This is a genomic window from Amphritea balenae, assembly GCF_003858655.1.
Classification (GTDB): Bacteria; Pseudomonadota; Gammaproteobacteria; order Pseudomonadales; family Balneatricaceae; genus Amphritea; species Amphritea balenae.
Window position 1 is genome coordinate 1 of record NZ_RQXV01000016.1, and the last position, 12,499, is coordinate 12,499.

The 12,499-nt window shown below is 47.0% G+C and carries 7 protein-coding genes; 1 reads left to right on the forward strand and 6 read right to left on the reverse strand.

What is annotated here, in order from left to right; genetic code table 11:
• From EHS89_RS19895 to EHS89_RS19920, 6 genes are all read right to left on the reverse strand, one after another.
• Positions 1-2,890: calcium-binding protein (locus tag EHS89_RS19895; RefSeq protein WP_148091907.1), on the reverse strand; the 2,890-nt coding region annotated here is incomplete at its 3' end.
• 3 nt (positions 2,891-2,893) lie between these two features.
• On the reverse strand, positions 2,894-3,268 hold the full coding sequence (locus EHS89_RS19900) for a hypothetical protein (RefSeq protein WP_124927929.1): 375 nt from the start codon (positions 3,266-3,268) through the stop codon (positions 2,894-2,896).
• Positions 3,268-4,659, reverse strand: a complete 1,392-nt coding sequence (locus EHS89_RS19905) for an HlyD family type I secretion periplasmic adaptor subunit (RefSeq protein ID WP_124927930.1) — start codon at positions 4,657-4,659, stop codon at positions 3,268-3,270. The genes EHS89_RS19900 and EHS89_RS19905 overlap by 1 nt, the downstream gene beginning before the upstream one ends.
• A gap of 32 nt (positions 4,660-4,691) precedes the next feature.
• A complete protein-coding gene (locus tag EHS89_RS19910; protein ID WP_170167556.1) occupies positions 4,692-6,887 on the reverse strand; it encodes a type I secretion system permease/ATPase in 2,196 nt (731 codons plus the stop codon).
• Between the two features lie 401 nt (positions 6,888-7,288).
• On the reverse strand, positions 7,289-8,530 hold the full coding sequence (locus tag EHS89_RS19915; protein WP_124927931.1) for an MFS transporter: 1,242 nt from the start codon (positions 8,528-8,530) through the stop codon (positions 7,289-7,291).
• Between the two features lie 123 nt (positions 8,531-8,653).
• Positions 8,654-11,389, reverse strand: coding sequence for a bifunctional acetate--CoA ligase family protein/GNAT family N-acetyltransferase (locus EHS89_RS19920; RefSeq protein ID WP_124927932.1), 2,736 nt, complete (start codon positions 11,387-11,389; stop codon positions 8,654-8,656).
• A 433-nt stretch (positions 11,390-11,822) separates the two neighbouring features.
• Between EHS89_RS19920 and EHS89_RS19925 the strand changes: the two genes are divergently transcribed.
• Positions 11,823-12,401 (forward strand): HupE/UreJ family protein, encoded by a 579-nt coding sequence (locus tag EHS89_RS19925; RefSeq protein ID WP_124927933.1) that lies wholly within the window; start codon positions 11,823-11,825, stop codon positions 12,399-12,401.
• Positions 12,402-12,499 lie beyond the last annotated feature (98 nt).

The following is a 12,499-nucleotide window of genomic DNA, read 5'->3' on the forward strand; positions in this document are numbered from 1 at the left end:
TGGCATTCAGTACATCATTACCTGCACCGCCGCGCAGGGTATTACGCCCGGATGTGCCGATCAAGGTGTCATCGCCGGCGCCACCATCCAACAGATCGTTGCCGCCTTTGCCGTTCAGGGTATCATTACCAGCATAACCATAGATCTCATCATTAAGGCGTATGCCTGTTAGCTGATCATCCTGATCGGTGCCATGCAGCGTAGCTGAGCGTTGCATCATTTCCGCGAATGTCAGGGTTGTTTGATCACTAAACAGTACTGATTCAATTGCATAGACACTCTGTCCAACAGCACCTTTAATTCGGATCTCATCCCCTGTTGGAGTTTTCGATTCATCAATCAGTGTAAGGATCAGATCGGCATCGGTACGGGTAAAACGGATATTATCCTGGGTGATACCTGCGCCGAAGATGATCTGATCAGCACCGGCGGTATCGGAGATTACATCTTTGCCATCTCCGATATTAAAGCGGTAGGTATCATCACCTGCACCACCGTAGAGTGTATCGTTACCGGTTAAGCCGCTTAGCTCATTGCCAGTAGCATCTCCATAAAGATAGTCATCACCTACCGTTGCCTGATTGGATATCTGTTCAGTAACTAGGTTACTCAGGGTGATAGGCTGACCATCTTTAAACAGTAGCTGCTCAATCGCGTTTGCTGAGGTATTGCCATCGAAATCGAAGTAGTGCTGGATTTCAATGCGATCGTTCTGCTCGGGATTTGCTGGATCATTAATGGTAATGATCAGTGAGGTCTGGGTGCGGCTTAGTTGAATATGTTCAGGCAGAATGCCCTCAGCAAAGCTGATCTGATCACTGCCGGCTGTATCAAAAAGATTATCACTGCCGTCCCCTCGCTCAAACAGATAGGTATCGTTACCAGCCCCGCCATTAAGACTATCATCCCCTTGACCGCCAGCGATAAAGTCGTCCTGGGATGAGCCACTCAGCTGATCCGCGATATCGGTACCGATAATGGCACGGGTGTTAACATAGGCGCCTAGCTCGGCATCCCCCTTCAGGGTATTCAACGAAGTTTGCAGTAGGGTTGAGTAGCTTGCCACACCGTTGAAGGTATTAAAGATCTTTATAGCATCGGTTTCGGACAGGCTACCCTGCTCAAGGCCATCAAGAAGATATTGCTTGAAGTCACTGAGGTCCGGCTCGAACTGGTCGGTATCGAAATTATAGGCCAGCCCGATCTGATCAAACGCCTCGGCATAGAGAGTCTGGCTCTGTAGCTGGGCATAGATATAGCTTTTTACACGATTATATTCTGCCCCTAAAACCCCGGCGGCCTGTGGACCCTGTACGTAATTACCGCCAAAGCGGTTGATGTATTGTTGACCAATTAGCTGCTCCAAAGCGGCGACTTTGCGGCCGTCCAGATAGAAAGTACCGAACTCATCCCGGCTGCGGGGATCAACATCATCAACACCGGCCCAACGCCAGATCAGCGCATCCATCAGTCCCAGGCGTTCGCCTTCAGAATCGCTATCGGTAAACTGCTGTACCAGTTGGGTCAGCTCCTCATCCCGGACCATCGCCTGACGCAAGCTGCGGACATTACCGAAAGCTACAGCATCGGGTAGCGCTGCCACCTCATCTGAGAGTTCCAGCAAATCCTGTTCAACGGTACGGGTTTTATTAACAGCGAACCAGATATCGGCGGTATCTGCAGTTGAGCCATCGGCCATGGTAGCGGTGGAGGTCTGGCGGGTGATATTGCCATAACCATCATCGCTGTTACTATTCTGATAGTCGGTATTGAGGGAAGCGATACCGGCCTGTTCCAGGGTTAGCAGCTCATCGGTCTGGCTCAGCCCATCGCCGTTCAGATCCTGCCAAATACGCAGATCGGCAAAGCTCGCGTCGTTACTGTCGATGACACCATCACCGTTATCATCCAGTGCTTTAAGTGCTTCGTAGCCATTGGCTGCAAGGGTGCCGTCAGCCAGTTCAGTATTATTACCGAATAGCTCACCGCCGTTATTTATTTGCCCATCGGCATTGCGGTCCAGCACCAGTAAGCCATCATCAGCAGCTATCCAACCGCTGCGCTCAGCCATACCATTTTTATCGTGATCGAAGAATACGTTGCCGGTTTTGGAAAGGGTTTCGATACCATCGCCATCAAGGTCAATAGCGATTGGGGAGCCTTTGGCGGAGGCTATTGGGAATGAAGCGGAAGGGTCGTGATCAAAACCCCAATCATTCCAGTTAAAATCTTCTCCATTATTCCAATTCACCAACTGTTCATATATTTTTACCCACTCTGGAAAAAGCTGGGCAAAATCTACGGATACCTCATCACTAGCAAGTTCACTAAAAATATCAATCAAACCATCGTAAGCCTGGCCTGTTACTTCCGCTATTTCGTTAACAAGCCCTAAAGCAGCCGCTATAGTATTTGAAATAGATTCTTGAAAACCTACTGGTTTTTCATCACTTGCAATCACAGAACCTACAGCTAAGACAACACTTGTTGCTGTCGCTACAACAGCAACGCCCAATGCAATGGCAACGGCAGCAGTGCCAGTTACAGCAAGGGCAATTGCCCCAGCTGCTGATGCGACCAAGGCAGACAAATCCGATTCAATAGAAAGTAGTGTTTCATGATTGATATGTTGTTGACTTTTCAGTTGATTATCGGCTTTTTTAAGATTGTTACCCAAAGAAACTGTACTGATAGCAGTACCAGCTCCAGGTACTGTTTTTCCCACTCCACTTAAGGCAGATTCAGCTGTATCTATAACACCAATAGCTATATCGATTCGATCCCCATCACCAGTAACATCATCAATTACCTGAGCTGCACTCACTGGGCTTTCAACAGCACTTACCAGTGCATCTTTAATTATTTTAGCTTGCTTAGTTTTTGCACTCATAAATTAATCATCCATAATTAATTTTATAGAATATAAATACCTGAGACCTGTAAACATATAGTATTCGACTATAAAGCAGTCACCCTCATAAGCCTCATCAAACAAAAAATCATTTGGTGTATTTAATTGATAATGTTGAATTTGTCCTTTATGTAAAACATTTACACCTCCTCGCTTACCTTGATCAAATTCAAAAAAGCACCCTTCTTCATAGAACTTACTTTCAATAGAAACATTTAGCCTCCACCAATACATAATTGAAAATGAAAGCAGTATTAACGATCCCATTTTCAATACAGAATTTGTAAATCTTTTTTTAACAAAGACCATCGAAGCGACAAAAAAAGCCATTGTCAGAAATAGAAGAAAATTACTCATCACCTCTCCCTCACACTCTCATTCTTATATCGAAGCAGTGGTGTCAGGATAAACTCGATCAGATAGCGTTTTCCGGTTTTCATTTCAGCGGTGACGCTCATGCCGGGCACTAAATCGACCTCCCGACCATCCACCCAAAGCGATTTCTTATCCATTAACAGGCGTGTTTTGTATATCAGCCCTCGCTGTTCATCCGCAACGGCATCGCTGGAGACATTGTCGACCTGTGCGTCGATGATTCCGTATTTAGTAAAGGGAAAAGTGTGTATCTTTATTTCCGAGTTCTGCCCCTGGTGAACGAAGCCGATATCTTTATTTTCCAACCAGGCTTCAACCATCAGCTGCTGGTTTTCGGGAATTATCTTCATTAACTCCTGCGCGGGGGTAACGACACCACCAATGGTGTGTACCGCTAGTTCCTGAACTACACCATTAACCGGTGCATGTAGTACCTGTTTATGGTTCAGGTCGCGCGCTTTATTTAACTCTTCTGACATAGAAGCGAATTGACGATCATATTCGATCAACTGTTGTAAATTATCGCTGCGGGTTTGTGCCAGAAGTGAGTGCTGTTGTTGGCGTAACTCTTCCAGTTGCGCCGCCAACTGAGCAGCTCGTGCCTTGGCAGACACTAAGTCATGTTTTTGTTCAACCCGCTCCTGCTCCAGTTCCAGATACTGGACCCGGGCCGCCATTTTTTTCGCCATTAGTGAGCTGACAGCATCAACCCGTTGACTAATTAATGGCAGCGTTGATTGCAGCTTACTGATCACCGCTTTATTCATATTTCGTTCTGCGTCTTTATCCAGTATGCGCTGATCCAGGCGGTACATTTCAGCACGAAAAACAGCTACTTGCTGTTTTAGCAATGAGGTTTGTGTCGCCCTTTCAGCTTTAGTAATGCGCGCAGGCCAATTCACCTGGGGGATAGCATCAGCTTTAAACTGCTGATTAAGTAGCTCCACAAAATAGCGTGTACGCTCAGCATTCAAGCGATTCTGATGCACCTCCTGAGTCATACGGTGCAGATCAGCACCCGTCTGGGTGCGATCAAGCACAATAAGTGGATCGCCTTGTTTTACCAGCTGACCTTCAGTTACCAGAATTTCCGCCACAACGCCTCTTTCGTAGGGCTGAATCTGTTTTACCTGGCCATATGGAACGATCTTACCCTCCGCCGTTGCCACAATATTAACCTGACCAAAACAGGCCCAAATAACGGCAATCGTAAATAGTATGATCAGTAGCCAGGACGTTATACGGCCCAGTGGGTGGGGAGGCCTCTCCTGAATTTCTAATGCCGCTGGTAGAAAATCAAGTTCCTGAGTTTGCAGCTTTTCATCTCCCAGTGTTGACCGGGATTGCCATGCATGAATGAGTTTTTTGAACATCCTTATTCTCTTCTCTTTTCAGATGTAACCGGTTATTGGTGGCTATGCGCAGCTTCTTTTCGAATCGCCGGTACTCCAGACTGATAACCATGCAGAGTTGAGTAATAACCTTTCATTGCCAGTAACTGATCATGGGTCCCCGATTCAACAATCTGGCCTTTATCTACCACAACAATCCGGTCACACTGACGCACAGTTGAAAGGCGGTGAGCGATGATGAACACGGTTCGGTTTCGACAAATAGAGGTCATATTATTCTGGATTATGCGCTCTGATTCATAATCCAGAGCACTGGTTGCTTCATCAAAAATAAGTACACGGGGATCGGTAATCAACGCCCGGGCTATCGCTATTCGCTGCCGCTGACCGCCGGACAAGTTACATCCATGTTCTCCGACAGGGTTGTCATAGCCTTCTGGCAGTTCAAGAATAAATTCATGGGCGCCTGCCAATTTTGCAGCATGGACTACCGCGTCCATCGGCAAACCTGGATTAGCCAGTGCGATATTTTCTCTAATTGAACGGTTGAAGAGAAAGTTCTCTTGCAGAACAACACCGATATTACGGCGTAGCCATGCGGTATCAACCATCGCCAGATCAACGCCATCAACCATTACCCGGCCACTTTCGGGGACATACATTCGCTGAACCAGCTTAGTCAGTGTACTTTTACCTGAGCCTGATCTACCCACGATGCCTATCACTTCACCAGGTTTTATATCCAGTGATACGTTGTTTAGAATCTGCGGTCCGTCCGGGCGATAGCGAAAACTGGTATTTTCAAAACTGACCCGCCCTTTTAGTTCGGGCAGCGTACTGCGATTAGGGTTATAACCCGGCTCTTTTGGGGTATTCAGAATATCACCCAGACGCTTAACGGAGATGCCTGCTTGCTGAAAATCCTGCCAAAGTTGAACCAGCTTTAGAATCGGGCCTGATACCCTGCCGGCAATCATATTAAAGGCAACCAACTGACCGACTGATAAAGAGCCATCGATAACCAGATGTGCACCCCACCAGATAATCAGCAGCGTGGTTATTTTATTCACAAAACCGGCTATCTGATTAGCAACGTTGTTCAGGTTATTGGCCCGGAATGATGCAGTTACGTAACTGGATAATTGATTTTCCCATTTCCGTTGCATTTGAGGCTCAACGGACATCGCTTTGAGGGTTTCAATCCCGGTTACCGCTTCGACCAGAAACGCCTGATTCTCGGCTCCATGTTTGAACTTTTCATCCAGTCGATGACGCAGTATCGGCGTAATATAAACCGACAGCGCTATATAGAATGGCAACGTCCCTAGCACAATCAGCGTTAGTGTCGGGCTATAAAACCAGAGCACCGCAAAAAATACGAAGGTGAACAACAGATCAATCACCAGGGTTAACGCTGAACCCGTTATAAAATTACGTATCGTTTCCAGCTCCCGCACCCGGGCAACACTCTGGCCGACCTGACGCGATTCAAAATACGCCAGCGGCAGGGAAACAAGGTGGTTGAATAATTTAGCCCCTAGCTCTACATCCACCCGATTGGTTGTATGGGCAAAAATATAGGTTCGCAGGCCACCCAACACCGCGTCAAACAGTGCCACCACCACAAAACCGAATGCCAGCACATCCAGGGTCGTAAACCCCTTATGTACCAGCACTTTATCCATGACTACCTGAAAAAATAGCGGAGTAACCAGTGCAAATAGCTGCAGAAAGAAAGATATCAGTAAGACTTCACCAAATAACTTTCGGTATTTAACCAGCGAAGGAATAAACCAACTAAGATCAAATTCTTTAAAGCTATCCAGCAACCCTCCCCGTTTGGTCACTAAGATGAGCTGACCACTCCAGATTGATTCTAGCTCGGACCGGGACATGGCGACTGGCTGAGAAGCTCCCGCCCGTAAAATAAGCACTTTATCCGCATCAGCGCTCTTTTCGGTTCCAGCCTCATGGCTGGATACCCGTGCCAAAACAAAAAACTCACCATCATTATCGATACCAATCGCCGGCAGGCTGGCATTATTAAGACGGCTGAACGACGTTTCAAGTTGACGGGCTTTAAGACCCAGTTTTTTAGCCGCACGAAGAAGCTCCTGCGAACCAAGTGGTTGGCCGGGCTTTGCAAATTGATGTTGAAGTTGTTCAGGTTCGGCTGGCATACCTTGCACGCGCAAGATAGTTACAAGCGAAAAGAGGCCACTATCCATAGCGGTTGATGTCTGATCCATAGACAATTTAATCCCTAAATTTTTGTTGGGAGCGTACAGCTTCCTATGGCTTAACTTTAGCCTTCCCCGTCGCTAAACCGTTTGCGTTAGTGGTTTTCTCTTCGGGACAATACTTTTATCAATTTTTTCTTTACAAGTCAAAACCTTAGATAATATAACCTGGCTATTACACAGCTCTGACTAAACGATTGAGGAAATCAGCCCAATATAATTATTATCAGAGGGTTGCTGCTAGCTGCATGGGATTTAAAGCATTCTTTGACTTAGATAAGTACTGAATCCTTTACCTCCCCCTTGCTCATTTGCAATTATCGACATAAAAAAGGGCTTAATAATAAGCCCTTTTTAAATCCATTTTTTCTAGCCTTAATTGACTCTACTATTCAGTAGTTGACAGATGATTAACCGGTTCCCGGCCCCATAATCGGTGTTTTTCTGACTTCAATAACGTACATCCAGATCAGCGACACCCAGGTAACGCCAAACATCAGCATGAAGGCGGAAGAGCGCACCGCAGTCAGATCAAGTAACGCACCAAACATTATTGGCAATACAAAGCCACCCAGGCCTCCCGCCAGTCCAACAATACCGGATACGGCCCCCATGTTATCCGGATAATCATCTGCGATATATTTGTAGACTGATGCTTTACCGAAGGCCATTGCCACACCCACGATAAACAACAACACCGTAAACATGGTCGGGCTCAACGCGATATCGAAGGTTTTCGGCCCTTCTATGGTTTTAATAGTGAACTCGGTTTGCGGATAGGACATCAGGAACAGGCAGATCCAGCACACCCACATCACCCACCAGGTAACCGAATGCGCACCATATTTATCTGAGAACCAACCACCTAATGCCCGTAACACACCACCCGGAAGTGAAAAGCAGGCCGCCAGTAATGCTGCGGTTTTCAGATCAAAGCCATATTCACCGATATAATATTTGGTCATCCATAATGCCAACGCCACGTAACCGCCAAAAACAAATGAGTAGTACTGACAATAGCGCCACACTTGTGGGTCTTTCAGAACTTTCAACTGATCAGCAAAGGTCACATCGGAAGAGACTCGATGGGACTTATCTTCATAGCTGAAGAACCAGAATAAGATAGCCGTTATCAACATTATGACAGCGTAGGTTGTCGGTACCATCTGCCAGCCAAAGGCAACGACGATGGATGGTGCTATCAGTTTAGTCAGAGCTGAACCTGCATTACCTGCACCAAAAATACCCATGGCAAAACCCTGGTTCTTTTTCTCAAACCATTTAGCCACATAGGCGATACCCACGGAAAATGAGCCACCCGCCAGACCTACAAACAGGCCTAGCACGATAAAATGCCAGAATTCAGTCGCTAACGAGAGGCAGTAGATAGGTATTACGGTAGACAGCATCAACAGGAACAGAACAATGCGTCCGCCAAACTTATCCGCTAGCAACCCCAGCGGCAAACGCGTCAGTGAACCGGTCAGTACCGGCGTTGCCGCCAGTAAACCGAACTGTGTTTCATTAAGTCCCAGCTGTTCTTTGATTGGAATCCCGATGACAGCAAACATCATCCAGATCATAAAACATACGGTAAAAGAGATTGTGCTAGAGGTTAGCACTATCCCCTGTTTCATTTTTAAACTCGCCATCGCCAGGCTCCCTGTTAACTCATACTGCATAGTAAAGGAGCACAAAAACAAAATCTAAAACTATTAAGAGGTATTAAAAAAGGGCTAAATAGCCCTTTTTTAGAAGCAGATCATTAATACAAATCAGTGCTGTAGACGATAATTCTGCCAGTCTTCTGTCGGCTGATTCAGCATCATCTCCATCTCAATCACATCTTCTTCCATGTTGTAGTGGTTCTTAAAGCCCAGCTTAAGGGCCAGGCCCTGCATCCCCTTATTAGAGGTCAGGGTAGATCCCATTAACATTAATGTGCCTCTGGCTTTGCAATAATCAATCGCCTTCTGCATCAATACCACACCCAGACCTTCACCCTGTAGATCATCCCGGATGACAACTGAGAATTCCGCCCTAACATTATCGGCATCGGTTACCGCCCGTACGACGCCAAGGGTTTCCCAGCCTTTACCTTCCAACCGTGGCGAGGTAACAATGAAGGCCATCTCACGGTCGTAATCAATCTGAGTCCAGTTCGCCAACTCCTGATGGGTTGGAATACCCCGACTATAGAAATAGCGTAGGCGAATCGATTCCGGGCTCAACTGGTTATAGAACTCCAGATGATTCGGTTCATCTTCACCCCGAATAGCCCGCACGATACCCGGCCGGCCTGAACGACGTAATTTGATCTCTTCAGCCAGATATTCCGGATAAGGAGAAATAGCCAGCTGAGATGCTTCACCAAGAGAAACTGAGACATCGACAGCGAGTACACCACGGCGATTAATCAGCAAAGGATTAATTTCCAGCCCTTTCAGGTTAGGTAGCTCAACCACCATCTGCGAAAGCTTAATCAACAGTGTACTTAACTGCTCAAGATCCCTTTCTAGCTGTTCACTGTTTTCTTTAAGAACAGAGTACACATGGGAGTTTTTAATCAGCTGCTCTGCCAGACTCAGGTTCAGCGGCGGTAACATTACCTGACGATCAGCGAGAACATCCACGGTATATCCACCGCTACCAAATAACAGAATCGGACCAAACACCGGATCACGGGTGATTCCCATATTGATCTGCAGTGACTGAAAGCCCCGTTTCATCTGCTGAACACAGAAGCCATGCAGATCACCCAAAGGAAAACGTTCCTGAACCCGGTAGGCCAGTTGCGTCACCGCCTGATTAACTTCAGAGGCAGAAAACAGATCCAACGCCAGGTCTTTCCAGCGTAGCTGGCCCTTATTATCGTAATTAAACGGATAAACATTCTCCGGATGCATCGCTTTTACCGCGACGGCTCCCCCCAGCTTTTGTGCAATTTTCACCACCCCATCGACATCGGTCGCATAGTGGGTATTTGAAACCGGAATATCATACTGATCGAGCAGATCACAGGCCTCGTTATGGGTAAGGTAATCACGCCCTTCAGCCATCGCATCAGCAATCAGTTTTTTGGCCCGGATATGATTTTGTTCATTCTGGTCAATGAAAGGGGCCGGAGTCTGCTTCATCACTTCCTGATTGCGACGAAAATCGACCATGTGCATGAAGGCATCAACAGCCTCTTCCGGCGTGATAAAGGTGGTAACTCCGGAAGCATTAAAGCGATTTCGACATTCAATCGCCGTACTACGTCCCATCCAGCAGGTCAGTATATTTCGAGGGGTATTACGTACGACTTTAATAATCTCTTCAGCGGTGGCCAAACCAGGTGCCATTCGGGTTGGCGCATGGGTAACCAGCACCGCATCAACATTTTTATCTTTAGTCAGTATCTGGGTAACTTTTGCAAAACGCTCAGGTGTTGCATCAGCATGCAGATCGATTGGATTTTTTAGATTCCAGTGATCGGGTAATACCTGCCTTAGCGCCTCGATAGTCTCATCTGTCAGCTCAGACAGCTCCCCCCCACTACGCAGTAACTGATCAGTAGCCAGAGCATTCGGACCCATACCATTACAGACCAGTGCCAGCCGTTCCCCACGCATAGGCTTCATACGCGTCAGTGTTTCCAGCGCGTTATACAGCTGATCGATCGTTTCAACCCGCACCACGCCCGCCCGGCGTAAGGCAGCGTCATACACCATATCTTCATCTTTTATACCCGGAGCCAGCAAGTGTTCCTTATCTTCATCAAAGATAATGTCTGACTTTAATACCAGTACCAGTTTATTACGTGATGCAGCGCGTAATGCACTTAACAGATCCCGTGATGAGCCTTTCAGTTGATCCATCTGAATCAATATTGACTGGGTGTATGGATCCTGTGCCAAATAGTCAATAATCGACGGCAGATCCAAATCCACACCTTCCCCCAGCGTAAGGAAATGAGAGAAACCGATCTCCTGACCATTCGCCCAATCGATCATCGCTGTGCCCAGCAACCCTGACTGGCCGATATAACTGACTTTGCCTTTCTTAATATTGACGTGTGAATAGCTGGCATTCATATTATGGCCCGGCACCAGCATCCCCATGCAATCAGGGCCCAGAATACGAATACCGTAGGGTTTGGCAGCCTCACGTATATCATCACGCAGGCAGTTACCACGTTCCTCACTGGAGCGGGACAAACCGCCGGTCAGTATCATCGCAGCTTTAACCATATGCGCGCCCAGCTTTCGCACCAGCTCGGCAACACTCTCCGGTGGCGAACAGATAATGGCCAGTTCCGGCATCTCAGGCAGCTGTGCCATACTCTTGTAACAAGGCACCCCAAAAACAGAGTCATAACCGCGCTTATTAACCACCGCTAATTTACCCTGATAGCCTCCTTCGAGCAGATTCTGCAGCAGAATCCCCCCCATACTGTTCTCTTTTTCAGAGGCACCGAACACCACAATGGATTTGGGTTTAAAAAAACGTTTGAGATACTTTGTACTCAAGAGAAATACTCCACTGGCCAACAAGGCAAATTAACAGGCTCTAATATTACTACGTTAGTCTAATATTTCTACATTTCGCAGTTGCAGCATAGATATTATTACCTGTTTTATATGACTGAAGTCATAAAGAGCACTCAGTATGAGATGTCTTAAAAACACAGTCCCCTTCATCGGCCATTTTTCTGACTATTTATTCGGCGAACTGGAAAGCTGCTTTCCAGTTAGACCTTAACAACAAAGGATAGTAGAGCCCCGATTATTTGAACAACAACGATAACAACGGGGCCTGTCACCCGGGTATCACGAATCGTTTAATCTGGCCCCGGTTTTGCTACGTCTATTAGAAAGGTATTGGATATGTATCAGACAGCTGTATTCGTTTGACTGATTCATAAGTCATCTTTCAACAAACAGAACAACAAAGGTAGTACCGATGAAATTCAGCCCTATGATTTCTACGATTACAGCTGCAGCGCTGCTGGCATCAACACCGGCTTTTGCACATACCGGTGATGCTTTAACCAGCAGCACTCTGGCCGGCTTCCTGCACCCCCTGACTGGAATGGACCACCTGCTGGCCATGCTGGCGATCGGTGGCTGGGCAGCATGGCAAACTAAAAGCGCTCAAATCAAAGTGACACTGAGTCTGTTCCTGTTTCTGCTAGCCGGATTCGGGCTTGCACTGTCAGGCATTGTTTTGCCCATGATAGAAAGCACCATCGCACTCTCTGTACTCATTAGTGGCCTACTGCTCACGGTAGCGGTACGACTGCCAACGGGCATCGCCATTGCCATAACTGCCATATTTGCTCTGGCTCACGGTCAGGCGCACGGTTTAGGCGCCACAGGCTCCATACTACTGTTTATAGCAGGATTTATGAGTAGCTCAGCAGTTCTGTATTTTACCGGTATGTTGAGCTGCCAAAACCTGCGTCAGCAACTGCCTGCGCTGACCCGTATAGGCGGCTCTATCATCGCTATGATCGGTGGATACCTGTTATTAACTACATAAGCTGTTAACAGTCTAAACCGATTCCGTCATACAAATGACGACTTAAAGTTTTGTCGGTCTGGTTTTAAACCCTACCGACAATCTGTCTTGCATGTCCC